Consider the following 26,047-nt stretch of genomic DNA (forward strand, 5'->3'; position numbering starts at 1 on the left):
TGAGATGCATCGTCGAAAACCGTCAAATATGTGATCTCAATTCGTCAATCAAGGCCCCGCAACAGGGGATTGAATCGGCAAGGACGCTAAGTAAAGAGAGTTTGCTATGAAGTTTCCCGGACAGCGTAAGTCAAAGCACTATTTTCCAGTCAAAGCACGAGACCCCCTTTTAGAGCAGTTGACTCATAACCCAAAGCCAAAGTCGACTTATGTTTGCGGTATTGATCAAACACTGGTCGACATTGAAGCGAAAGTGGCCGATGAATTACTCGTGCGTTATGGATTGCCCACAGGAAATTCGACCCTTATTGATGATGATAAGGCTCACGCACTTTATATTGAACTGAAGCAAAATGACCTAATTAGCGATGAGTTTGCTGGTGGGACGATTGGAAATACGGTTCATAATTACTCGGTTCTTGCAGATGATAAATCGGTTTTATTTGGTGTGATGAGTAAGCATATTGAAGTGGGAAGTTATGCTTATCGCTATTTATGCAATACATCATCGAAGGTCGACTTGAACTACCTTCAACCTGTTGATGGTCCGATTGGCCGTTGTTTTACATTAATTTCAGACTGCGGTGAGCGAACCTTTGCGATTAGCAAAGGAGCAATGGATAAATTAACGCCAGCTCATATCAATGAGCGAGTTATCGAAAATAGTTCTGCCTTAGTGTTAACTGCTTACCTAATGCGGGCGAGTGGTGAAGATCAAATTACGCAAGCAGCAATGAAGGCGATTGAACTTGCTAAAGCAGCGCAAGTACCTGTCGTGCTTACACTTGGTACGCGTTTTTTAATTGAGGAAGACCCAAAGTGGTGGCAGGACTTCATTCGTGAGCATGTCACAATACTTGCAATGAATGAAGATGAAGGGGAAGCGCTGACGGGGGAAAGCGATCCTCTTTTAGCAAGCGAAGCGGCACTTGAGTTATGCGATATGGTGCTGACGACAGCTGGCCCCCTAGGATTGTATACAGCGGGCTATACAGAAGAATCAGAAAAAAGAGAAACAAGCCATACATTGTTACCAGGAGCTATTCCTGATTTTAACCGCTTCGAGTTCTCGCGACCTAAGTTAAAACGTGATTGCCAAACGCCCATTAAAGTTTATGCACATATTTCACCTTACATGGGTGGGCCAGAACGTATTCGAAATACCAATGGTGCAGGTGACGGTGCGTTAGCTGCATTGCTACATGATCTATCCGCTAACACCTTTCATAAAGCGAATGTACCAGGCTCGAGTAAACATATTCGTGACGGCCTTTGTTACTCTTCTTTTTCTCAAATATGTAAATATGCCAACCGAGTGGCTTATCAAGTTTTGGCGCAACATAGCCCACGTTTATCAAGAGGGTTACCGGAAAGAGAGGATAGTCTCGAAGAGGCATATTGGGAAAGATAACTGTATGTAGAATTCTGCACTTAAGCCTCGCTTGAGGCTATAAATCGAGAATAAAAAAGGCGCCAATATTGGCGCCTTTTCATTGGGTGTAAGTTCGTCTATTCGTTCAGGTGAACTTGTTCATCAAAAGTTGGTGCAACTCGACCAGCATCTGGGTTGTGGAATGTATCTTGGTTAAATCCTTCCTCAGATTTTGCAATGACCAGTGTTGCGACAGTATCTCCAGTGACGTTTACGGCTGTTCTAACCATATCTAGTAAACGATCTACACCAATAATCAGTGCGATACCTTCTACAGGTAAACCAACCTGGTTTAGGACCATAGCCAACATTATGAGTCCAACCCCAGGAACACCAGCAGTACCAATAGAGGCGAGTGTAGCGGTAACTACAACGGTGATATAGTCGGTAATGGTCAATTCAATACCAAAGACCTGAGCGATAAACACGGTCGCGACACCTTGCATTATCGCGGTGCCATCCATGTTGATTGTTGCCCCAAGCGGTAAAGTAAATGATGCGATTTTATTGTCAACGCCTAAACGGTGCTCAGCGGTTTCAATGGTAACGGGTAAGGTCGCATTAGAACTTGCGGTGCTAAAAGCAAACAGTTGGACATCGCGCATTTTCCTCATAAAAGTAATTGGGCTTAATCCTGAAAATGTTTTCAATAATGTGGGGTAGACCACAAAAGCATGGATCAACAACACCCCTAAGACGACAAAGAAGTACTTCACGACGCTGCCAAATGTTTCAACACCGAGAGTTAATGACAGTTTTGCCATGAGAGCAAACACACCATAAGGAGCGAGCTGCATCACGAGCGTAACAACGCGCATGATTACTTCATTTAAGTCATCAAAAAGGCGTGCGACTCGTCTACCTCGCTCTCCAATATGTGCAATTGCGAAACCAAAGATTACGGCAAAAATGATGATCTGCAACATATTGCCCTGACTCATTGCCTTGAGCGGGTTGGTTGGCACAATATTGATGATCACATCTGCTAGGCTCGGCGCTATCTTGGCCGAAAAGCTCATGTTCTCAGTGACCATTGAAGCATTTCCAGGATGGATAACAATTGCCGCTAAGATAGCCACAGATAGTGCGATAGCCGTGGTAAATAAATAGAACAATAGTGTTTTTCCACCAAGCCGACCTAGTTTTGAAGGCTCCGAAAGAGAGCAGGTTCCGCAAACAAGCGAAACGAAAACCAAAGGCACAACAAGCATTTTCAAGCTTGAAATAAAGATGGTTCCAATGACATGAAGCAATCCTTTGGTTAAATAAGTTTCAACCCATTCACTTCCAGGAAACAGATTTCTAAGTAGTAGGCCAAGTATGACACCCAGCAACATACCCAAAAGTATTTTGGCGGTGAGGCCCAATTTGTTTTTAGTGATCAAAATGACACCCTTTTCTAATGATTTTTAATTTTATATTTGCTTCTAACCCTTAAGCCTACCAAGAATAGTTGAACAAATGAAAGTGCGCATAAACAAGGTTTTTTGAAAAGCGTCTCAAATAAAAGCTTCTATTGATGAATATGTTGCATGATATTTGTGTAATGTTAATCTATAAGTTATAAGCAGAAAGCTTTGGTTTTTTTAGAATAACAGGGAGCCTGACAATGAAGTCAGCTTACAAGTTTTTAAGTGCGGTACTATGTTCTCTCTTCATTGTTGCCTGTGGTGGCGGTGGTAATATTTCTGACGACGGCAGTGGTGGAACCACACCGGATCAAGATACTTACGCGCTCAACCTAGCTCTACAAGATGCTAATGGTTCGGCGATAACAGAGGTTTCCGAAGCAACACCAGGTGTACTCTTTGCATCACTGACTCTAAATGGAGACCCAGTTCCCAGTGCTCGAATAACCTATAGCATTGATGGCCAAGGTGTTTTAAATCCACCGGCAGCGAGCGCTTTAACCAATGCCAGCGGTATTGCACAGATTTCAATTCTCCCTGGAACTGAAGCTGGCTCCGGCACTGTGACCGCAGAGTATGTTGTTAGTGGTGATACAGTTTCGAATAGTTTGTCGTTTAGCTCTCGAGGAGATGGTGGCACAACCCCTGTCACAGGAAACTTGCTCTCTGTCGAATTGGTTAATTCAGCAGGACAAGCGATTACTCAAATAAGTAATGCGGTCCCAGGCGTTGTTCGAGCCACTTATACCAACTCTTTAAATGAGCCTCTTGCGAATGAAGTGATTTCATTTTCATCTGATTTAGGGGCATTTAACCCCACTTCTGGTACTGCTTTGACCAACACGAACGGTGTCGCATCGATAGACTTAACCGCGGGTACCACAGCTGGCGCTTCAACGATTACGGCGAGTGTCGAAGGCAATGAGGTAACAATCGGATTTACAACGCTAGGGGATTACATCGAACCCAAGCCGATTGATGACTATAACATTGAGTTGACGATAGTTGATTCTGCAGGTGCTGTACTTCGTGATATCACACAAGCTGAACCCGGTTCAGTTGTTGCAACCTTAACTCAAAATGGTATTGCGGCATCATTTCAAACAGTTTCATTTAGTGTCAATGGTGAAGGTAACATCAACCCAAGCTCTGGCTCTGCACTTACGAACACTATCGGTGAAGCTAAAGTGACTTTGGTTACGGATACAATTGCAGGTGCTGGTACGGTAACCGCTACCTTTACACTTGGCGAAGACCAAATATCGGATACATTCAATTACGAAGTCGCAGGCGATGCGCCTGGTGGTGACGGTGAGGCAAATAAGCTAAATATTGCGTTGACAAACAATGTGACAGGTGCGCCAACCACAACCGTTACTTCGGCAGAGCCTGGAAAAGTGACGGTAACCCTGCTAGATAAAGATGATGTTGCGCTAGAAGGTAAAGTTGTTAGCTTTTCAAGTACGCTAGGTTCTTTCTTGCCAGCGCAAGGTACGGCATTAACCGACGTGCTTGGTCAAGCCAGTATTGTTATTACTGCGGGCAGTATAGAAGGTGCTGGTGAAATTACGGCAAGCTATGGTTCGACTCAAGCTATCGTTGGTTTTGTAACCGCTGGTGATGAGATTGATCCGGTTGAAGCGAGCCCGGAAATCAGTTTCGATATTTATGATTGTAATGATGCGCCAGGTTTTGACAAATCGTTAAAGAACTTTGAAGTTTGTACTGCCACAGACAATATTACTAATGAACGCCCTGGTATTATTGGCGCAACAGTGACTCGCTCTGGTAGCACCCAGCCACTGCAGCAAGTACTTGTTTCGGCAGCGACAACTCTTGGGGCAATTAGTCCAGCTTCAGGCACAGCGATTACCAATGATGACGGTAAAGCTGTATTAGATTTATACGCTGATGGTGATGTCGGAGCAGGTGAAGTTACACTGCAAGTTCAAGAGGTTACCAGTACAAAAGCGTTTGAAATTGGCCGAGTTAATATCTCTTTAGATATTTCTACAGAGGTTGGTACTGAAACACTGCCAGCAGGTGGTTCGACGATTGTGAATGTGACGGTATTGGATCCAGATGGTTTTGTCGAAACAAGCCAACCATTTACGCTAGAGTTTACTTCACAATGTGTCGCAGCGGGTACAGCATTTATTGATTCGCCAGTCGTGACCAATGCTGGTCGAGGGTTTACTACATATCGTGCCGCGGGTTGTGAAGGTGCTGATACCATTACCGTTTCAGCTGTGACTGGTGGCGGAGCCGTCAATGCAACGACTGATGTTACTGTTGGTGCTGTCAGCGTTGGGTCACTGCAATATGTCTCAGCGACCCCGACCTTGTTAGCGCTGCGCGGTACAGGCGGTTTAGCTGGTGCTGGCGAGCGAGATGAAACATCTGTCGTGACGTTCAAACTCTTAGATGAAACGGCTCAACCAGCACCCGGCGAAAAAGTTTGTTTTGAGCTGAGTAATGAATTGGGGGGGATGTCTCTCAGCCCGTCACCGCGAGCAGAAGACTTTGCCGATTGTTCGAATATGCCTCAAGTCGGTGAGCCGGAATACCCTACTGATTTAGACGCACCCAATAAGTATGCCGTTGGCTTTACAACGGCAACGGGGGAAGTTTCTGTCATTGTTAAAGCTGGTGATGTGCCAACGCCTGTCAAAGTATTTGCTCAATGGTCTGGTAGTACAACGAGTGGGCATAATGACATTATTTCAAATGTATCTGCTGAGTTAGTCGTGACGACCGGAATTGCAGACAACGATAGCTTTTCTCAAGCTGCATCAATTTTAAACCCCGAAGGTTGGAATTTTGACAATGAAACGGTGGATGTAACTGTGCTGGCAGCGGATCATTTCAATAACCTTGTCCCCAGTGGGACTGTAATGGCGTTTAGAACCGAAGGCGGAGCAATTGACTCTACGTGTTCCACTGGGACGAAAGCCGATGGTGTTTCTCCAGATGGTGGGTGTACTGTTGAATGGCGTAGCCAAGACCCTCGCCCATTTGAAGGAACAAGTGTGACATGTCCGGTAATTGATGGATTTGGCAGTATGTCTCCGCCATGTATTGGTACAACCGTTGCCGGATTTACTGATGGTACCAACTCTGTCATTGCTGAGCCGCGTCCTGGCCGTGCTACCGTGACGGCTTATGCGATTGGTGAAGAGAGCTTTGTCGATTTGAACGGTAATGGCTTATATGATTCAGGTGAGCCATTCGGTGATATAACCGAAGCGTTTACCGATCACAATGAGGATGGTCGTTATCGTGATGCTGCAACGCCAGGTGTTACACCAGCTGGTGCAGTTAACGAAGAGTTTGTTGATTACAACACCAACGGCTCGTTTGATGCAGAAGACGGGTTATATACAGGGCTGTTGTGTGCTGCGGGTTCTGAAGCGGCTTGTACTGATACCGGTAGCGGTAACTTTAGAGCTGAGCTGAACGTGTTCCGTAACCTGACTCTTGTTATGGCCGGTAGTTCGCCTCAGCTTAAATTGACAAATATTTCGGCAGGCGCAATCTCGCCAGTAGCGCCGATTAACTTGATTATTGAAGCGCCACAAACAGTATATTTGTTTACGTCAGACGTGAATAATAATACCTTGCCTTATGGCACAGAAATTTCTGCTGTGACCGATAATGGTGTACTTTCTTCAGCAACCACTTCGTATACAGTTGGTAGTAATAGTTCTAATAAGCCGCTTGTTTATGCTTTTACGGTTGGAACGGAATCGTCGCCAAACCAAAAAACAACCGGCACGTTAACAATTACAGTGAAAACGCCAAAAGGCGACCCAGTTTCTGTTTCTGTAACGGTAATTGACGCAGGTTAATTGCGGGTGTCAATCGTTTTTAGAAAGCCTGCTGATGCAGGCTTTTTTTTATTGAACCGACTTTTGTCATTCGATAGTTAATTGGTGAATTGCGCTGTGGTAGCAGCAAAGTTGCTTATCGTTTAGCTGGTGGTACTAGCAATCTGACGTGCTGGTCGACCGTTGTTTAAGGGGGACAAATATGGACTGTAAATTGATACTTGTGCCTTCCATAGAAACCAGTTCAATAAAAAGCCCCAAATTGGGGCTTGTCGTGTTTTGTTTTCAACAGTTCTTTATGTGACCGAAGAAGGTTGATTGCTCGACACTTTTTAACGCTGATTAACGCTGATTAACGCTGAAACTGATACACACTGCCTAGGTGCATGATTTGTGTGAGCTCATCAAGCGCTGTTCTTGATTCAATTAATAGCTGTGGATCAGCTAATTCTTTGGCAGTGAGGCGGTCCCGATAGTGTTTATCCACCCATTGATTGAGACGGGTAAACAGCGCGTCATCTAGTAAGGTGTTCTGGTTTACAGCTGCTTTTTCTATTTCATTCATTGCGACACGTAATCGCAAACAGGCTGGACCACCGCCATTTTGCATACTTTGTTTGACATCAAAGTACTTTACTTGTTTGATCGGTGTGCCTAGGGTAACTAATTCCTCTAGATAGCGAGAAACTGCTTGATTTTCTTGGCAGTTAGTCGGTGCGATAATTGCCATTTCACCATTTGGTAACGTTATCACTTGGGTATTGAATAAGTAACTTGCTACAGCGTCTTGAATACTTACTTTGTGCGTTGGTACTTCAATAAAGTGCATTTCAGCATTTATCTTGGCTTGGATTTCTGCAAATTTCGTATCAGTTTCTAGAAACGCTTGTTCATGATAAAAAAGTACATTTTGGTTACCCACAGCGATAACGTCGTTATGGAACACTCCTTGATCAATTACGTCTGGGTTTTGTTGCATAAACACGCAGCTTTCGTCATCAAGCTGGTGGAGTCGCGCAACAGCGCTTGAGGCTTCTTTGGTTTGTCTTGCCGGAAAGTTTTTCGGCTTTAACGCTGATGGGTTTGTCGCTTCTTGTCCATACACAAATAGTTCGACACCAGCATGTCCATACTCCGCGCACAGGCGCGTATGGTTGGCCGCGCCTTCATCACCAAAACTTGCATGTTCTGGTAAATGCGAATGATGATGAAAGAACTTCGGGTCAGCAAAGGTTGCTTGTAAAATCCGTCCAGTCGTAGACGGCTCAATGCTTCGGTGTAATTTATCGACAAGGTTTGCAGGTGTGAAGTGGATTTTACCATCTCGCGTATCAGCGCTTGGAGAAACGGTCGCGGCATTTGCAGTCCACATACTTGAAGCACTACAACAAGCCTGAAGCAGCGCAGGGGCGTCTTGAGCCGCTTTTTGTAAAACTTCCGCATCTGTACCAGAAAAACCAATTCGACGCAGTGTATGGACATCTGGGCGCTCTTGTGGAGCCAATAGCCCTTGTGTCATTCCCAGATCAGCGAGCGCTTTTGCTTTCCTGAGACCTTGTTTGGCAGCTGCTTTGGGGTTTGATACCGATTCAGCATTGCTAAAAGAGGCGACATTGCCAAAAGAAAGTCCAGCATAATTGTGTGTTGGCCCGACTAATCCATCGAAATTCGCTTCAAAATGCTTCATTGGTGCTCCTATAAGGTGATTTGGATCTGATTTTTATAAAAATGTAGGCTCAGAATGGCACAAGTATACGTAAGCTACTCGGCTTCACAAGTGGTGCTTTATCGAGAATATTTGTGGTTTTACTAATAATTGCATAACTATTACTTGCGTCATCGTGAATAATGAAATATTAGTTTTTAATAACGAAATTTTATTTTTTGCACTTTTTAGCAAATTGTTTAAAAAGTGACTCGCTAGCACACATAAAAGAGGGATTGACTTGAAAGTCGTGCAACAACCCTCTATATATGGTGCCAATTTCCACCTTTCTGAGATTTTTTGGCGCATATCAAACTATGGGAAAATCGTTAGTTATTGTCGAATCGCCGGCCAAAGCTAAGACTATTAATAAATATCTTGGCAAAGAATTCATTGTGAAATCGAGTGTGGGCCACGTAAGGGATCTGCCGACATCTTCAACTGCAGACAGCTCAGTTAAAGCTAAAACTGCTGCTGAGTTGAAAAAAATGTCGCCGGATGAAAAAGCCCGCTATAAAAAAATGAAGGAGAAAAAGGCTCTCGTTGCGCGAATGGGCGTCAATCCAGAGAAAGGCTGGGCAGCCAAGTATCAAGTGTTGCCGGGCAAAGAAAAGGTGGTTAAAGACCTCAAGGCTTTGGCTGAGAATGCTGATAAAATCTATCTCGCGACCGATTTGGACCGCGAAGGGGAAGCCATTGCCTGGCATTTGCAGCAAATTATTGGTGGCGATGAGTCTCGCTATCAACGTGTTGTATTTAATGAAATTACAAAGTCAGCCATTCAAGATGCATTTAGCCAACCATCAGAGCTAGACATTAATATGGTTAATGCTCAGCAGGCACGTCGATTTCTCGACCGCGTGGTTGGGTTTATGGCATCGCCGCTGTTATGGAAGAAAGTTGCTAGAGGCTTGTCCGCAGGGCGTGTTCAATCGGTAGCAACTCGACTAGTCGTTGAAAGAGAAGCCGAAATCAAGGCATTTGTGCCCGAAGAGTTTTGGGATATTCACGCATCGCTTCATACACAGCAGGCTGAACCGCTAAAAATGCAAGTGCATCGTTATGCCGGTAAAGCATTTAATCCTGTAAACGAGCAGCAAGCTCAGAATGCGGTTTCAGCACTATCTGCTGCGAGTTATCGTGTTTTGTCTCGTGAAGATAAAGCGACCAAGAGCAAACCATCAGCTCCCTACATCACGTCTACACTTCAGCAAGCCGCGAGTACGCGCTTGGGCTTTGGTGTGAAAAAGACCATGATGATGGCGCAAAGGTTGTACGAAGCTGGGCATATTACTTATATGCGTACAGACTCGACAAACTTAAGCCAAGAAGCGCTTGATAGTGTTCGTGCGATGATTTCGGATTCTTTTGGTGATAAATATTTGCCAGAATCGCCAATTCGTTACGGAAGTAAAGAAGGCGCACAAGAGGCGCACGAAGCGATTCGTCCTTCTGATGTCAATGTTCAGTCCGCTTCTTTAACGGCAATGGAGCGAGACGCTCAGCGTTTGTACGAATTAATTTGGCGTCAGTTTGTATCCTGTCAAATGACACCGGCACAGTATGATGCAACAAAGCTCATCGTCGCAGCGGGTGATTACGAGTTGAAAGCCAATGGCCGCACGCTTCGTTTTGATGGTTGGACACGAGTTCAGCCTGCTTTGAAAAAGAAAAATGAAGAAGACAACACATTACCAGTTGTTGAAAAAGGTGAAGATTTGGCGTTGCAAGAGCTACTGCCAAAGCAGCATTTTACCAAGCCACCTGCACGCTACAGTGAAGCATCACTGGTTAAAGAGCTAGAAAAGCGTGGTATTGGTCGCCCATCGACTTATGCAACGATTATTTCAACCATTCAAGATCGTGGTTATGTTCGTGTGGACAATAAGCGTTTCTACGCAGAAAAGATGGGTGAAATTGTTAGTGACCGTCTGGTGAATAGTTTTAGTGATTTAATGAACTATGATTTCACCGCGGGTATGGAACAAACCTTAGATGATGTTGCCCAAGGTGAGCTTGACTGGCAGAAAGTGCTTGACGGCTTCTACGCAGATTTCACTAAACAATTAGCGAAAGCTGACCTTCCACCGGAAGAAGGTGGAATGCGCCCGAATCAAATGGTGCTTACCGACAGTATCAAGTGTCCAACCTGTGAGCGCCCAATGGGGATTCGAACAGGAACAACAGGAGTATTCTTAGGCTGCTCCGGTTACGCATTGCCGCCTAAAGAACGCTGCAAAACCACAATGAACCTGACTCCGGGTGAAGAAGCAATTAGTGAGAATAGTGAAGACGCTGAAACTGATGCGCTTAGAGCGAAACACCGCTGTGAGAAGTGTGGTACAGCAATGGACAGCTATCTCATTGACGAAACGCGTAAGTTGCACGTTTGCGGTAACAACCCGCTATGTGAAGGCTATGAGGTCGAACTCGGACAGTTTAAGATCAAAGGTTACGAAGGCCCTGTGCTTGAATGTGACCGCTGCGGCCATGATATGGAGTTAAAGAATGGTCGATTTGGCAAATACTTTGGCTGTACCAATGAAGATTGTAAAAACACACGTAAACTCCTGAAGAGTGGTGAAGCTGCACCGCCAAAAGAAGATCCTATCTTCTTACCTGAGCTTAAGTGTACAAAGTCAGATGCTCATTTTGTATTACGAGATGGTGCTGCGGGTATATTCTTAGCAGCAAGCACGTTCCCTAAATCAAGAGAGACTCGTGCTCCGCTAGTTGAAGAGCTGGTGAAGTATCGTGAGCTGCTGTGGCCAAAATATCAGTATTTGGCCGATGCGCCAGTAGCTGATGATGACGGTAATAAAGCTGCCGTTAAATTTAGCCGGAAGACGAAAGAGCAATACGTTGCGAGTGATATTGATGGTAAAGCCACTGGGTGGGTTGCTAAATATATCGATGGCAAATGGGTTGCTGAGTGGACCAAAAAACGCAAGACTAAAGCGAAATAAACGTATGGCTGAGTTAAAGTGTTTTCGCTTTGGCTCACTCCTCAAAACAAAAAACCGCCTTTAGGGCGGTTTTTTTATTAGCTTTGTAGACGTTAACTTTTGACGATAACCTTAAAGAAAGCTTTTACCATTTCTTCTTCGGTTGGAATAACATATCAATATCGTCTTCTTCGTCCTTGGGTTTCTGCACGATTGGTGCATTCGTATCTTGGGCACCCATAATCTCATTTAATAACTGTTTGGCTTCATCAACTTTTTTGCCAATAAAAGGGTCATTTGGGCTTTGGGCTTTAATTGCTTGTAGCGTTCCAAGTGCCTTAGTGACCATTTGTTTTGCTGAGCCATATTGCTTTAAATAACATGCAGAGCGCGCTCTAGAAATCATCGACTCAACATTGATTCTTAATTGTAGGCTGTCTATGCGACTTTCTTCTTCAGCAAAAATGTTTGGCTCTACTTTCCCTTTATTGTGCTCTGCACGAAGAATAGCCTTGAGCTTTTTTAGAGTTTTTACAATTGAAAGTACTTTTTTATCATCATCTGGCAATCGAAAGCTTTCGACGCTCGGTGCCGTCGGTGGTGTTTGATTGAGCTTTTCAATTAACCCTGAAATATCCGCAATTCGTCTTTGATAATCTGCCTGCTGACTTGTTGAGAGTGCCGCTGCTGTTTTAAGTGCTTCAAAAACGCGGCGATATAAAATCAGTGAGGTGTTTGGCGTGGGGAGGATAAGCCCAAAATTAGACAGTACTTCTTCGGTTTCTTCAATGATTGCTCTTTGCTTCGCCATTTCTATACGTTTTTCTGCTTCAGCGCGTTCCTTTTGTTGCTGGATGACATTGATGCCAATAACCATTAACAACAGCGCACCAATGAGAAGCAAAACCAAAGTAAATGTCATAACTGTTCCGTCATTTCTATCATTAGGCCAATGCTACAATAAATCAACAAGCTAGCATAGTTCTCAAATGCTAAGATTAGCTGCAATTCAACATGAATTATGTCGAATCTCCTCTATATACCGAATTGATTTAATTTGCACGATGTACTATAACCAATCATTATAGTTAACAATGGCTAAACAAACCTGATTGTAGTCGCAATTTAGGAATTTTATCGAAAGGGATGAAACATGAAGCTGCAACAGCTCAGATATATTGCGGAGGTGGTTAACCATAACCTGAATGTGTCCGCAACCGCAGAGAACCTGTATACATCTCAACCCGGGATAAGTAAGCAAGTTCGTATGCTTGAAGATGAGCTAGGAATTCAGATCTTTGGGCGTAGTGGTAAACATCTCACTCATGTGACACCAGCTGGTCAGCAAGTTATTGACATTGCGAATGATATTTTAGGTAAAGTTGAAAGTATTAAAAAAGTTGCTGAAGAATATACAAAGCCAGATCAAGGCGAGCTAAATATCGCAACAACCGATACGCAGGCTCGGTACGCGCTGCCCCATATCATTAAGAACTTTATTGAGAGATATCCTAAAGTTAACCTGCATATGCATCAAGGTACACCATCGCAAATTAGCGAACAAGCGGCGAGAGGCGATGCGGATTTTGCTATTGCAACAGAGGCCATGCATTTATATTCAGACCTCATCATGCTTCCTTGCTACCACTGGAATCGTTCCATTGTTGTCACGAAAGACCATCCTCTTGCAGCACGGGGAAATATTAGTATTCAAGATTTAGCTCGTTTCCCGCTGGTTACCTATGTATTTGGTTTTGATAGAGCTTCTGAGATTGAGAAGTCGTTTAATCGTGCAGGGCTCGAGCCGCGAGTGGTATTTAGTGCAACCAGTGCCGATGTTTTAAAAGCTTATGTGCGATTGGGGCTAGGTGTTGGGGTGATTGCTTCAATGGCCATTGACCCAGTCTTAGACAAAGATTTAGTCGCGATTGATGCGAGTCATTTGTTCGCACATAGCACGACAAAGATTGGCTTTAGAAAGGGAAGCTTTTTAAGAAGTTATATGTATGAATTTATTGAATTGTTTGCGCCGCATTTGACCCGTCCCGTGGTTGAACAAGCGATTAGCTTACGCGATCCGCAAATGATTGAAGCGATGTTTAACAATATTGAGTTACCTGTACGCTAAATCAAGCATCATTTAAGCGTTATGAATTAATGATAGCATTGAAAAAAAGCCCATGATGTAAGCTCAGGGGCTTTTTTATTCGCGATTGCTATAGAGTCATTTAAACACATCACCCTTATATACACGCAATTTTCAACGCATACGGCTCACATCAATATGTCGGCAAATAGTGCTCGTATGGGTGGTCTTTAACATTCTACGATATTAACCGCTAAACCACCTTTTGCAGTTTCCTTGTATTTACTGCGCATGTCTTTGCCTGTATCCATCATCGTTTTGATGACTTTGTCGAGCGAGACTTTGTGGTTGCCATCGCCTCTTAACGCCATTCTAGAGGCGTTAATTGCTTTTACTGCGCCCATGGCATTGCGTTCGATGCACGGGACTTGAACGAGTCCACCGACAGGGTCGCAGGTGAGCCCCAAATTGTGCTCCATACCAATTTCTGCCGCATTCTCGACATGCTCAACGGTCCCGCCCATAATTTCAGTTAAAGCTGCGGCGGCCATAGAGCAGGCGACACCGACTTCACCCTGACAGCCGACTTCGGCACCAGAAATGGAGGCATTCTTTTTGTAAAGTATGCCGATAGCAGCAGCGGTTAATAAGTAACGACAGCACACATCTTCATCGACTTCCTGTACAAAGCGATCGTAATAACACAGTACCGCAGGAATGATGCCTGCCGCACCATTGGTTGGTGCGGTTACAACTCGATCTCCTGCCGCATTTTGCTCATTGACAGAAAGTGCAAATAGATCCACCCAATCCATTGCATTGAGTGGGTCGACATTGTGTCGACCTTCAGCTTTGAGCTTACGGTATAGCGCTGGTGCCCTACGTCGTAGTTTGAGCCCGCCAGGTAAAATGCCTTCTTTTAAATAACCTTGTTCAACACAAGATTTCATCGTCTGCCATATCTGCCACAACTGTTTGCGAACTTCTGTTTCTGCAATCACTGAGACTTCATTTGCTAGCATTAGCGATGAAATGCTGAGTCCATGCTCTGTGCATAGTTTCAATAATTGGCTTGCGCTATCAAATTCATATGGCGCGCAAGCTAAAGGCGAGGCAATATCAGGATTTGAGTTTTCAATTTCTTCTTCATCGAGAACAAATCCACCGCCAACAGAATAGTAGGTGCGTTCATAGATAGTCCTGTTGTCGCGAAGTGCAAATAGGGTCATGGCATTGGCATGGGCGGGCAATGTTTTCCTTCTATGGAAGGTTAGACCTGATTCTCGACTAAATCGCATTGTTTTCCCGCAGGAGAGTGTCAAAGACTGGCTCTGCTCTACCGCGAGTAAAGTCTGCTCAATGGTATGGGTATTTACCGCTTCAGGCGTTTCTCCCATTAAGCCCAGAATGACTGCTTTGCCTGTTCCATGGCCTTTGCCGGTTTGCCCTAAAGAACCAAACAGTTCCGCTCTGAGTTCATCCACATTTTGCAATAAATTCTTTTGTCTGAGCCGTTCGATGAAAGCACAACCCGCTTTCATGGGGCCAACCGTATGGGAACTAGATGGCCCGATACCTATTTTGAACATGTCGAACACACTGATCATAGCTGGCATCCTATAAATATTAGTTATTCGTCTGTTTGCCTTATGCCTTGGGATGAAGAACATTGAGGAACAGATCTTGTTAATTTCTCGTATCGTGCCGCTTAGTATCACACAGAACTGGACGATACATCCCATTAGTTATTTCTATCCGATTGAGATCGGATTAGTCAAAGTAAAGCTTGCCGTAAATATAGTCGATTCTCATCAATGGCAATTCCGATTAGAAGAAGGTCGCAGGCTTCGCGGATTACAGGCTTGGCCGGATATCATTCTGCGGTACAATGACAAAAATCTTAGCCTGCAATCATTGATGTTGGAGTGTGTGTGAGTTATTTAATGCTAGACGTGGATGGGGTGATATTGACCCAAGAAGAAAGGAAGCGAATTGCTCACCCTATGGTGGGTGGCTTGATATTGTTTAGCCGAAATTATCAAAACAGGCAGCAGCTTATTGAATTAGTGCAATCAATTCGAGCCGTTAAGCCTGAGATCTTGATTGCCGTTGATCAAGAGGGCGGTCGAGTACAGCGATTTATTGAAGGCTTTACGAAAATTCCTGCCATGGGTGATATTTTACTGGCAGCCAAAGGTGACTCGAAGACCGCCTCAGCATGGGCTGAAGAGCTTGGATTTTTAATGGCTATTGAACTGATGGCTTGTGATATTGATTTGAGCTTTGCGCCTGTGTTGGATTTGAATGGAGTTTCAAAGGTTATTGGATCAAGAAGCTTTGCTGGGCATCCTCAACAAGTGATTGAAATTGCCTCTCGTTTTGTTCATGGAATGCATCAAGCTGGCATGCAGTCCGTTGGAAAGCATTTTCCTGGTCACGGTAGTGTTGTCGCCGACTCCCATATTGACTTACCGGTAGACGATCGCCCAATGGCACAGATTGCCGCTTCAGATATACTTCCCTTTGCTGAATTAATTTCAAATGGACTGTTAGAAGGTGTGATGCCTGCACATGTAGTCTATTCTAAAGTAGATAGCAATACTGCAGGTTTCTCTAAGTACTGGCTGCAAGACATACTGCGAGGTCAACTCAAATTTGATGGGGTTATTTTTTCAGATGATTTGGGAATGAAAGGTGCAAGCGTTGCGGGCAGCTATTGTGAAAGGGCTAAAGCAGCGTTAACAGCCGGATGCGACATGATTTTATTGTGCAACGACAGCCAAGGTGTTGACGAAGTTATTCAAGGCTTGGATTGGCCATTACCAAATGTGACTGAGCATGTGAGTCAAGCGCTTAGACTGAACAGAAATCGAGTTGCGGTAGCGTTAGAAGATGAAAGTCGATGGCAACAAGCCAAAACGATAGCTTTATCGATAGGAATGAATAAATATTGATGTAGCACAAAAAACGTGACCGTTTTCGCGTTTAGCTTAGGTAACTAGGCGTTTCAAGTCATGTAATAGAGGAGAACGAAGATGATTTTATATTTTCATGGGTTTGATGCAACGAGCCCAGGGAATCATGAAAAAGTACGTCAGCTTCAATTTATTGATGACGATGTTCGCCTGATTAGTTACAGCACACTTCATCCAAGAAGTGATATGACTCATTTACTGAATGAGGTAAAAAAGCAGCTCGAGTATAGCGATGATCCGAACGCGATCATTGTTGGTGTTGGCCTAGGCGGGTTCTGGGCTGAACGGGTTGCATTTTTGACCGGATTAAGGTCGGTCATCATTAATCCCAATTTAAAGCCTCAAGACAATATGCTTGGGCGTATTGATCGACCCGAGGAATATGAAGATATTGCAGCGAAGTGTGTTTCGCAATTTAGATTAAAGAATAAAGGGCGATCGGTTTGTATTCTTTCACGCCAGAATGATGTTCATGACACGGCTTTAATTGCTGAGACATTAGCGCCGTACTATGACGTCGTTTGGGATGATAAACAACCACACAAATTTCCTATCTTAGCTGCTCATTTGCAAATGATAAGTCGTTTTAAAGGCCAAGAAATGAGGCAGGCTGCAGTCTCATAGTGTGAGGGGTTAACATGAAGCGAGTGTTGATCAAAGTCATCGGTGAAGTCCAAGGTGTTGGGTTTAGGCGCTATGCGCAGCTCAAGGCTCAAGCGCTAGGGCTGACAGGGTATGTGACGAATCAAGATGATCTTTCCGTGTTAATTCTTGCGCAAGGCGCTTACCCTGCAGTTGATCAACTGATTGCTTGGTGTGAACACGGCTCGCCAATGGCAAGTGTGAGCAGTGTTTTGGTTGAAGAAGATGATGCAGATGAAATCTATTTAGATTTCTCTGTAATTCAAAGCTAGTTTTAAATTATGTTTTATATCGCACCAAAATGTTTGGGAAGTCGGCTGAGATACAGTGCGTAGCTTTGATTAGAACAAAATGAAGGTGACCGTAGGGTCACCTTTCTTATATTTGGTTTGGTGTTAAAAACCTCAAGCCAAAGAGTATTACTTTGTGGTTTTTGGCTGCGAGTTAGAGGCTTCAGGCACAGGTTCGATTGGCTGAGCAGTGCTCATGGAACCGCTTACCTCGGCTTTAGGTTGCGGCATTTTCCTAATTTGAACGATCATTCCTAGTTTGGGGTGATCAAGATAATGCACTTCGCCACTTCTCACTCTTCGATTTTGAATCATAGGTGTCGCATATAAAAACTCGGTATCTGTTACATGTGCCGATTCGAATTGCTGATCTTCTAGAGTTTGCAAATTGTGTGTTAATGGAAGTGCTTTGCGTCCAGCTTCTCTATAGTTCAGTGCCGTTTCTATGTAGAGATAGTGGTTAAGGTAGATATTGATTTTTCCATCAAGTTGCCACACCTGTTTTGGTGATGCAGGCACGATATCGTCAACCAGTGCCCCATATTCAGACAAAGCTTGTACGTCAACACTGTGGCTGACTATACGTCCATCCATTTGAAACTGTTCACTAAAGTCTTTGCCACCTATAATTCGCACAGCTTTAGCGCTATGTCTTGGTAGCATAGGTTGCTGCCAGGTCATATGCAGTAATGACTGGTGTGCGGGTTCGCGTTCTATACTGGCAATATAATTGGCGAACTGGCTTTGCGACTTCGCCAATAATACATGTGGCAATCGCGTTGAAGCCACTTGCTCAGTATCTGCGGCAATCGTCACCGGAACATGTTTTAAATGGGAACCACTGGGTTGGCTAATTTGTTGCTGACAGTAACTTGGATTAAAAGCCCAATCATTGGCTGTACAACCTGCTTGATCAAGACTGGCTGCATTGATATCCGTTTTGATTAAAGGCGCAATAAAATCAACGCTGCCTTGTGTCTCAATTGGGGTGACACTATCAGGCCATTGTTCAGTGCTAGTCGTTGGGTGAGAAAATAGATAAACCTCTACTTCGTACCATGGTGCATCGCTAGCGTGAATGCTAGTTGAGATGACGAGTCCTGTCGCGAGTGTTGCCAGTCTACCAAACACTATTTATCTCCAATACAGTTTTGAGCCAGTTGCTCAAGTAGTAATTTCACTAGGTTGAGCTTTTCTTTACTTGTTTCTGTGGCAAGGTTGAACTTTAACTTATTCGGGCCTTCCATTCGATAAATTTGTGGTTGGGATTGCAATAAGCCAATAATAAACTCTGGATTTATTTTGTGATTTTCTCCAAATTCAATGCTACCACCTTTAGCATGAAGGTCGATTTTACTTGCCCCAAGCTGATTTGCAATTTGTTTGAAATGACTAATGTCGAACAAGTTTCTCGTCGCATCAGGGAGTAAACCAAAGCGATCAATCAATTCTACTTTCAATTCATCGAGTGCTTTTTCTGAGTCACAATTTGCGATTCGCTTATACAGAGAAAGGCGGGTATTGACGTCAGTCACATAATCATCTGGCAGGAGAGCTGGAATGCGTAGGTCCATCTCACAGTGCTGATTTTGCATATAAGCCAACGACGGTTGTTTACCTTCTTTGAGTGCTTTTACCGCAGATTCAAGCATTTCCATATATAGACTGAAACCGACTTTGGAAATATGTCCACTTTGTTCATCACCTAACAGCTCGCCTGCGCCACGGATCTCTAAATCTTGGGTTGCAAGCATAAAGCCTGCCCCCAGCTCCTCTAGGGCGTCAATTGCTTCCAAACGTTTTTTGGCATCTGTGGTTAAACGCTTTGGATGTGGCGTCATCATGTACGCATAGGCTTGATGGTGGCTACGACCGACACGGCCTCTCAACTGGTGCAGTTGCGCTAGGCCAAATTTGTCGGCTCTATCGATGATAATGGTGTTGGCACTTGGAACATCAATGCCAGTTTCGATAATGGTGGTACATACCAAGACATTGTATTTCTGGTGATAGAAATCAGACATGACTTTTTCAAGCTCACGCTCGCGCATTTGCCCATGTGCCGTTGCCACGCGAGCTTCCGGTAATAGTTCACGTATATCTTCAGCACATTTTTCTATTGATTCAACACTGTTATGTAGCAAGTAGACTTGTCCACCACGTAAGATTTCTCGCAAAATTGCTTCACGGACGGTGGCGATATCATACTCTCGAACAAAGGTTTTTACGGCCAGTCGTTTTGCTGGTGGAGTGGCAATGATGGAAAGGTCACGCATGCCAGACATCGCCATATTGAGTGTTCTAGGGATTGGGGTTGCGGTCAGTGTAAGAATATCAACATTCGCACGAAGTGCTTTGATTTTTTCTTTTTGTCGCACGCCAAATCGATGTTCTTCGTCAATAATCAATAGGCCGAGGTTTTCAAATTTTGCGTTTGATTGAAGGAGTTTATGGGTGCCAATAATAATATCTAACTTGCCATCTAAAAGCTGGCTCATGGCATGATTTTGCTCTTTCGCTGTTTTAAAGCGCGACATGACGTCAATGGTTACGGGCCAGTCAGCAAAGCGGTCTTTGAAGTTTTCATAATGTTGTTGGGCAAGCAATGTGGTTGGCACGAGAACTGCAACTTGCTTCCCTGCATTGACGGCGACAAAGGCAGCACGCATTGCCACTTCTGTTTTACCAAAACCAACGTCGCCACAAACAAGCCGATCCATGGAGATAGGAGAGCACATGTCAGTTAAAACGGCATCAATGGATGTTTCTTGATCTACGGTTTCTTCAAATGGAAACCCTTGAGCAAATTGTGCATATTCTTCGGGTTCAATGTCGCAAGCGAAGCCGGGTCTTGCTTGACGCCTTGCATATACATCGAGCAGTTCAGCGGCAACATCGCGGATTTTTTCAATTGCCTTTTTCTTCGCTTTAGCCCAAGTTTCATTCCCCAACTTATTTAATGATGCGTCTTCTTCTGCACCGACGCTGTAGCGACTAATCAAATGCAATGCCGCAACGGGCACATAGAGTTTGTCTCCACCTGCATATTCAAGTTTGAGATATTCTGCGACCACGCCACCTGCATCAAGGGTTTCTAAGCCTTGGTACTTTGCAACCCCATGGTCAAGGTGAACGACAGGTTGCCCAACTTTTAGCTCGGCCAGATCTTTAATCAGTGCGTCGCTACTAATTTGCTTCTGTTTTTCGCGACGACGGGTTTGTGAAATCCGGTTGCCAAATAGTTCCGTTTCGCAAATGACCGCCAGTTCTCGAGTTTTACTGGTTTTGAGAATGCAGCCTTGTGCCAGCGGTGAAACCACTAAACCGAGCATGGCTTTGCTTTGAAAAAAGTCGTCAAAATGCTCAAATAGCTCTGGGCGTATATCTATTTTTGCGAGCAGTTCAAATAGTGCCTCACGGCGGCCTTCAGATTCAGCACTGAATAGAATACGAACTTTACTATTTTGTTCCACATACTCTGCGAGTGCGTGCAAAGGCTGTTTAAGCTTATGATTTGCAGAAATTTGTGGTAGTGCTAACGCATCTATTTGTTTCGCGCTGGCTTGAGTACCAGCAGCAAAGTGAAATCTTGGTTTCACTTTTAGCTGTGCAAAAAGTTGTTCAGTCAACAAGTAAAGTTGTTTTGGCTCAAGTAATGGACGAAGCGGGTCAACTCTGCGGTCTTCGTACCGCTGATGGATTTCGACGAGATGATGATTCACCGCGTTTTCTATATCACCCAAACTGATAATTTGTGCGTTTTCTGGTAAGTAGTCGAAAAGTGTCGCGGTTTCATCGAAGAAAAGCGGCAAGTAGTTTTCTATGCCGGCTGGCATGATGTTACGGCTCACTTGCTGATAAATTGATTCCGCTTCCTTTACGATGGTATCGAATTGACGACGGTAACGTTGTCTAAAACCTTCAATGGCTGCGCTGTCGGTGGGAAACTCTTTTGCTGGAAGCATTTCAATGGTGTTCACCGGGGTGCTAGAGCGTTGCGTTTCAACATCGAAATGACGAATCGACTCCACCTCGTCGTCAAATAACTCGATTCGTAGCGGATTTGCGCTACCGCTTGGGAAAATATCGAGAATCGAGCCACGTATGGCGAACTCGCCATGTTCATAGACTTGTTCTACCAAATGGTAGCCACTATCGGTGAGCTGCTGGCGTACTTGCTGGAGGTTGTAGCTGTCGCCTTGTTTTAATGCGAATACATTGGAGCGCATAAAGCTCTTTGGCGGCAGCTTCACCATCAGCGTTGTGACCGGAACAATGACAATTCCGTGCTCTAGGTGAGCCATCGTTGACAGTGATGCGAGGCGCTGAGAAATCAAATCTTGATGCGGTGAAAAGCTATCATAGGGAAGCGTTTCACGATCTGGAAACAAGCAAACGCTTATTGCATGGGGGGCTAATAAGTACTGCAGCTCCAACTCCAGTGCAATGGCAGACGGCGTATCATGAGTCACGATGAGGCTGACGCCCCGGTGCGCTTTAGCAATATTTGCTAACGTAATGGATTGCGCCACGCCATTTGAGGCAGATATATATTGGGTTTTACCGGCTTTAAAAGGTTTAGGCGGAGTCAGTACACTAAAAGCTGTCATGGAAATCTATTGATGCTGGGTCACAAAATTTGTGCCGCCATTGTAGAGGCTTGCGATACAGGGTGCCAGCACAATTCGCTCAGCTTTATTCGGCTCTCGACTGTTTACGCGCTTTTAATTGTTTTTGTTGGACATTCAAACTGGCTTTCACAAGGAGTTCAACATCTGCATCGAGAATTTGTAAAAAGTTTAAATCGACAGCATATCCATTCTCGGTTTGCTGGCAATCATATACTGCAACGATACATAAAATGGCCACTAGCTCTTCACGCATATATAAACTGAGCTTGAATCGGTGACCTACAGGAATGGGGGCAGGGCTTTCTATACGTAGGCCACTCCCTCCAAACTGTGTACCCTGGTAGCGGGTACCAGACTGAGACTCACTTTCGATGACATATTGTAAAACTAAATCAATTTTTCGAGATTGCAGTTTAAGGTAGTCCACTACCGCTTTCGCTTCGTTATCAAACTGTCTTAACTGAAGTAAGCAACTGGCTTCCTGGGTTTTTACTTCGCTAATCAGCTTAAGACCCAACGACTGCATTTCTTTGAGCTCGTCTTCAGAGGGGATCTTTGCGTCTTCGGCAAAGGGTGATAGGTATGCATTAAAGCGATGAGGCACACTAAAATATGAATTGTCGTCGTTGTGCAAGTTGATGCCTCTTGTATTTATATGGCTATTACCCCTATTATCGTGCGCATCTTCATGATTTAGCAAGCACAGTACCAAGGATATGTATCCCATTTTATGATTTCCAGATTTTCTTTTTTTGTTGGCTATCGATACTGGCGTGCGCGTAAGGCGAACACCTTTGCTTCCTTTATTACTGTATTTGCGGTCACAGGAATTGTGCTTGGTGTTGCCGCTTTGATTGTTGTGAGCTCGGTGATGAATGGCCTTGAGTCGCAATTAAAGCAACGGATATTAGGGGCTGTTCCGCAACTAACTTTATCGCAAAGCCCCTCCATACAAGATTGGAAAACGGTTTCAGGAAACCTATCGGCTTTGCCAAATGTCCTGGGAGCATCTCCTAGTGTAACCACTCAAGCCATGTTGCAATCTTCTGCCAATATTGGCGCAGCCCAAGTTTATGGGGTTTACCCAGAACTTGAGTCTCAGCTTTCTCAAGTGGCTAAGCATACTTATGCTGGTGATTTTAACCATTTACAGCCAGGGAAATATAATATCATTTTGGGGGCGCAGCTCGCGCGAAACCTTGGTGTTGCTCCCGGTGATAAGATCAGAGTGTTGAGTGGTGATGGCGTGGTGTACACTCCACTCGGCCCAGTTCCGAGTCAGCGAAAATTTCGCGTGATCGCTTTGTTTGAAATGGGCTCAATGGTTGATGCAAGTCTTGCGTATGTCCATTATCAAGATGCGAAACGTTTAATGCGGCAACCAGCACACAGCGTAGAGCAATTACGGCTGTATTTAGACGATCCTTTTGCTGCAATTGGTATGGGTGAAACCTTGGCCGCTGAAGTTGGTTTAGACCCAGTATCAACTCAAACCAGTGATTGGCGAAAGAGTTACGGACATCTATTTGCTGCGGTCAAGATGGAAAAAAACATGATGTCGCTCATGTTGAGTCTTATCGTCGCAGTTGCTGCGTTTAATATCGTGTCGGCACTGGTCATGATGGTCGTTGATAAAACGACAGATGTCGCCGTATTAAAAACACAAGGGCTTGATACAAGAGGCGTTATGGGCATTTTTATTATTCAAGGAACCTTGAATGCTGTCATCGGTTTGGCCTTGGGGATGGGGATTGGCGTGTTACTCACCTTAAATTTAAACACGATAACTCAGGTGCTAGGCGTTTCCATTCTTGGTGCCGGTCAAAGTTTGCCTATTCAGCTGCAAATCAGCCAATTAGCAATGATTTCCATCGGTACGCTGGTGATAAGCTTAGTGGCAACCATTTATCCTGCTTTGAAGGCCGCAAAAGTGCAGCCCGCAAATGCGCTACGCTACGAATAAGAGAGAGTTAAATGTCAGATATACTGCTGCAGGTCAATCAAGTCAGTAAGACCTATCACGAGGCCAGCGTAGCGACTCAAGTGTTAAGCGATGTTGAGTTAAAAGTGTACAAAGGTGAACAACTCGCAATTATTGGTAGTTCAGGTTCAGGCAAAAGCACACTGCTACACATAATGGGGACGCTTGATCAGCCTACTTCAGGTTCAGTTTTTTTGGACGGCGAAGATCTGTATCAAATTTCAAATCAACGCCAAGCCCAGATTAGAAACCAAGATTTAGGGTTTATCTATCAATTTCATCATCTGTTGCCAGAGTTTACTGCATTAGAAAATGTCGCGATGCCAGGGCTCATTGCTGGCCAGCCTAAAGGGGACGTCACTCATCGAGCTAAAGCGCTCTTAGAACGGGTAGGCTTAGGTCACCGAATCGAGCATACACCGGCAGAACTTTCAGGCGGAGAGCGTCAGCGGGTCGCCATTGCGCGGGCATTGATTAACCAACCTAAGCTGGTGCTGGCTGATGAGCCCACAGGCAATCTAGACGCCAAATCTGGGGATTCAGTTTACACCTTAATTAAAGAGCTTGCGGCGTCTTTGGGAACTTCGTTTGTGATCGTGACACACGATGCAAAATTAGCGCAACGAATGGATCGACAATTACAAATGGTCGATGGACATTTGCTATTGGCTCAGGACACAAAATGATGAACCAATTCGTTTCCCTGTGGATTGGCTTTCGCTTTTATGTTGCAAGGCAGTCAAATCGGTTTATTAGTTTTATTTCCTTTGCATCTACGGCAGGCATCGCGCTTGGTGTTGCAGTTTTAATTGTCGTCTTGTCAGCTATGAATGGCTTCGAACAACAGTTGCAGCAGCGTTTATTAGGCATCGTCGCGCAGGGTGAACTAACCGGGGTTGAAGCGCCACTTGAAAACTGGCAAAAAATCGTAGCGAGCGCTCAAAAGATAAAGGGCATCGAAGCTGCGGCACCGTTTATTACGATGCAGGGGCTAGTGCAGCGTCAAGGTGGCTTTCATGGATTGACCGTTTTTGGTATTGACCCAGCGCTTGAAGCTAAAGTTTCTACCTTACCTGAATTTGTGAAACCCGACGTTTGGCAGGCGCTTGAGCAAGCGGAAAAAAATAATATTTTGTTGGGAGCCAGCTTAGCCAAAAAGTTTAATTTGCAAATCGGCGATAAGTTGTCGCTGTTCACGCCAGCGCATAAATCAAAAGGGCTTGCAAAGCCTAAAAGCCATCAATTTGTCATCGCTGGATTTTATGATGTTGGTGGCGAAATAGAGCAAACAACAGCATATATATCATTGGCCCATGCCTCGAATTTACTTGATATGCAAGATAATGTATCGGGAGTCCGGATTAAGGTCGATAATGTGTTTGATGCGCCACGTTTGATACGAGAGCTTGGCTATAGTCAGCAACAGTATATGTATATTTCAGACTGGACTCGCACCCAAGGGCATCTCTATCAAGATATACAGTTAGTTCGAATGATCATGTACATCGTTCTCGCTTTAGTGATTGCCGTAGCTTGCTTTAATATCGTTTCGACGCTCGTCATGGCTGTGCGAGACAAAGAGTCTGAAATTGCTATTTTGATGACGATGGGAATGAAACGTGCCAGCATCATGATGATCTTTATGGTTCAAGGTGCATTTAATGGGTTACTTGGTTGTGGTTTAGGTGGACTGATCGGAACGCTTGTTGCTGCAAATTTAAGTGCAATTGCGAAGGGCATTGAGTCCATATTTGGTGTTCAGCTATTGTCAGGTGATATCTATTTTATCGATTTTTTGCCGTCACAACTTCAGTTGACCGACGTGGTAGCGGTGATTGGTCTTGCATTTGTCATGAGCCTCATCGCGACAATCTATCCTGCTTGGAAAGCAAGTCACACAGCTCCGGCTCGTGCGTTGGCAGGGGGGAGCTAACATTCATACGTACTTAAATATGAGTGCGTAAATGCTCGTCATTATTCGTTGGTCATGGTGATGGGTCGTTAATCCATGAAAAGTGGAAGTTTAGAGCCACAAATCATGATTATCAGGCTTTGTTTTCAAGTTGGCGGTTCAGGTGACCACGCAATTTGTTTTTAAAAGTAAAATAGTGCATGTAAGGCCTT

The 26,047-nt window shown here is 44.5% G+C and carries 18 protein-coding genes; 11 read left to right on the plus strand and 7 right to left on the minus strand.

Annotation, left to right across the window (positions count from 1 at the left end; translation table 11 throughout):
• The first annotated feature begins 106 nt into the window (after positions 1-106).
• On the plus strand, positions 107-1,411 hold the full coding sequence (locus IEY18_RS06015) for an inosine/guanosine kinase (RefSeq protein WP_188918804.1): 1,305 nt from the start codon (positions 107-109) through the stop codon (positions 1,409-1,411).
• Positions 1,412-1,509: 98 nt separating this feature from the next.
• Here IEY18_RS06015 and IEY18_RS06020 read toward each other — a convergent pair whose 3' ends face one another.
• A complete protein-coding gene (locus IEY18_RS06020; RefSeq protein ID WP_283103702.1) occupies positions 1,510-2,817 on the minus strand; it encodes a dicarboxylate/amino acid:cation symporter in 1,308 nt (435 codons plus the stop codon).
• A gap of 224 nt (positions 2,818-3,041) precedes the next feature.
• Here IEY18_RS06020 and IEY18_RS06025 point away from each other — a divergent pair, with 224 nt between their 5' ends.
• Complete coding sequence (locus IEY18_RS06025; RefSeq protein WP_188918806.1) at positions 3,042-6,689, plus strand: beta strand repeat-containing protein; 3,648 nt, start codon at positions 3,042-3,044, stop codon at positions 6,687-6,689.
• A gap of 331 nt (positions 6,690-7,020) precedes the next feature.
• Here IEY18_RS06025 and astB read toward each other — a convergent pair whose 3' ends face one another.
• Complete coding sequence (gene astB, locus IEY18_RS06030; protein WP_188918807.1) at positions 7,021-8,355, minus strand: N-succinylarginine dihydrolase; 1,335 nt, start codon at positions 8,353-8,355, stop codon at positions 7,021-7,023.
• 335 nt (positions 8,356-8,690) lie between these two features.
• Between astB and topA the strand changes: the two genes are divergently transcribed.
• Complete coding sequence (topA, locus tag IEY18_RS06035) at positions 8,691-11,339, plus strand: type I DNA topoisomerase (protein WP_188918809.1); 2,649 nt, start codon at positions 8,691-8,693, stop codon at positions 11,337-11,339.
• 124 nt (positions 11,340-11,463) lie between these two features.
• On the opposite strand, the gene IEY18_RS06040 is transcribed toward topA, so the two are convergent.
• Positions 11,464-12,240 (minus strand): hypothetical protein, encoded by a 777-nt coding sequence (locus tag IEY18_RS06040; protein ID WP_188918810.1) that lies wholly within the window; start codon positions 12,238-12,240, stop codon positions 11,464-11,466.
• A gap of 231 nt (positions 12,241-12,471) precedes the next feature.
• Between IEY18_RS06040 and cysB the strand changes: the two genes are divergently transcribed.
• Positions 12,472-13,446, plus strand: coding sequence for an HTH-type transcriptional regulator CysB (cysB, locus tag IEY18_RS06045; protein WP_188918811.1), 975 nt, complete (start codon positions 12,472-12,474; stop codon positions 13,444-13,446).
• A gap of 188 nt (positions 13,447-13,634) precedes the next feature.
• Here cysB and IEY18_RS06050 read toward each other — a convergent pair whose 3' ends face one another.
• Positions 13,635-15,011 (minus strand): L-serine ammonia-lyase, encoded by a 1,377-nt coding sequence (locus IEY18_RS06050; RefSeq protein ID WP_188918812.1) that lies wholly within the window; start codon positions 15,009-15,011, stop codon positions 13,635-13,637.
• A 76-nt stretch (positions 15,012-15,087) separates the two neighbouring features.
• Here IEY18_RS06050 and IEY18_RS06055 point away from each other — a divergent pair, with 76 nt between their 5' ends.
• The 4 genes from IEY18_RS06055 (at position 15,088) to IEY18_RS06070 (ending at position 17,293) form a co-directional block, all read left to right on the plus strand.
• Positions 15,088-15,339: a hypothetical protein gene (locus IEY18_RS06055; protein WP_188918813.1), complete on the plus strand. Its 252-nt coding sequence runs from the start codon at positions 15,088-15,090 to the stop codon at positions 15,337-15,339.
• Positions 15,336-16,358 (plus strand): beta-N-acetylhexosaminidase, encoded by a 1,023-nt coding sequence (gene nagZ / locus IEY18_RS06060; RefSeq protein ID WP_188918814.1) that lies wholly within the window; start codon positions 15,336-15,338, stop codon positions 16,356-16,358. The genes IEY18_RS06055 and nagZ overlap by 4 nt, the downstream gene beginning before the upstream one ends.
• An 81-nt stretch (positions 16,359-16,439) precedes the next feature.
• Complete coding sequence (ycfP, locus tag IEY18_RS06065) at positions 16,440-17,003, plus strand: alpha/beta hydrolase YcfP (protein ID WP_188918815.1); 564 nt, start codon at positions 16,440-16,442, stop codon at positions 17,001-17,003.
• A gap of 14 nt (positions 17,004-17,017) precedes the next feature.
• Positions 17,018-17,293, plus strand: coding sequence for an acylphosphatase (locus IEY18_RS06070; RefSeq protein ID WP_188918817.1), 276 nt, complete (start codon positions 17,018-17,020; stop codon positions 17,291-17,293).
• A gap of 147 nt (positions 17,294-17,440) precedes the next feature.
• On the opposite strand, the gene IEY18_RS06075 is transcribed toward IEY18_RS06070, so the two are convergent.
• The 3 genes from IEY18_RS06075 to IEY18_RS06085 all read right to left on the minus strand — a co-directional run bounded on the left by IEY18_RS06075 (position 17,441) and on the right by IEY18_RS06085 (position 22,576).
• A complete protein-coding gene (locus IEY18_RS06075) occupies positions 17,441-18,442 on the minus strand; it encodes a peptidoglycan binding protein CsiV (protein ID WP_188918819.1) in 1,002 nt (333 codons plus the stop codon).
• Complete coding sequence (gene mfd, locus IEY18_RS06080; protein ID WP_188918821.1) at positions 18,442-21,921, minus strand: transcription-repair coupling factor; 3,480 nt, start codon at positions 21,919-21,921, stop codon at positions 18,442-18,444. The genes IEY18_RS06075 and mfd overlap by 1 nt, the downstream gene beginning before the upstream one ends.
• 85 nt (positions 21,922-22,006) lie before the next feature.
• A complete protein-coding gene (locus IEY18_RS06085) occupies positions 22,007-22,576 on the minus strand; it encodes a hypothetical protein (RefSeq protein WP_188918823.1) in 570 nt (189 codons plus the stop codon).
• Between the two features lie 96 nt (positions 22,577-22,672).
• Here IEY18_RS06085 and IEY18_RS06090 point away from each other — a divergent pair, with 96 nt between their 5' ends.
• The 3 genes from IEY18_RS06090 to lolE are packed head-to-tail and all read left to right on the plus strand — an operon-like array spanning position 22,673 to position 25,856.
• Positions 22,673-23,905: a lipoprotein-releasing ABC transporter permease subunit gene (locus tag IEY18_RS06090; protein WP_188918825.1), complete on the plus strand. Its 1,233-nt coding sequence runs from the start codon at positions 22,673-22,675 to the stop codon at positions 23,903-23,905.
• A gap of 11 nt (positions 23,906-23,916) precedes the next feature.
• Positions 23,917-24,609 carry a lipoprotein-releasing ABC transporter ATP-binding protein LolD gene (gene lolD / locus IEY18_RS06095; RefSeq protein WP_188918827.1) on the plus strand — a complete coding sequence of 231 codons (693 nt, stop codon included), beginning with the start codon at positions 23,917-23,919 and terminating at the stop codon, positions 24,607-24,609.
• The gene (lolE, locus tag IEY18_RS06100) at positions 24,609-25,856 is read left to right on the plus strand and encodes a lipoprotein-releasing ABC transporter permease subunit LolE (protein WP_188919188.1); all 1,248 of its coding nucleotides are present in this window, start codon (positions 24,609-24,611) and stop codon (positions 25,854-25,856) included. Before lolD ends, lolE begins: the two co-directional genes overlap by 1 nt.
• Positions 25,857-26,047: the final 191 nt, after the last annotated feature.

The organism is Shewanella gelidii, from assembly GCF_014647855.1.
Lineage (GTDB): Bacteria > Pseudomonadota > Gammaproteobacteria > Enterobacterales > Shewanellaceae > Shewanella > Shewanella gelidii.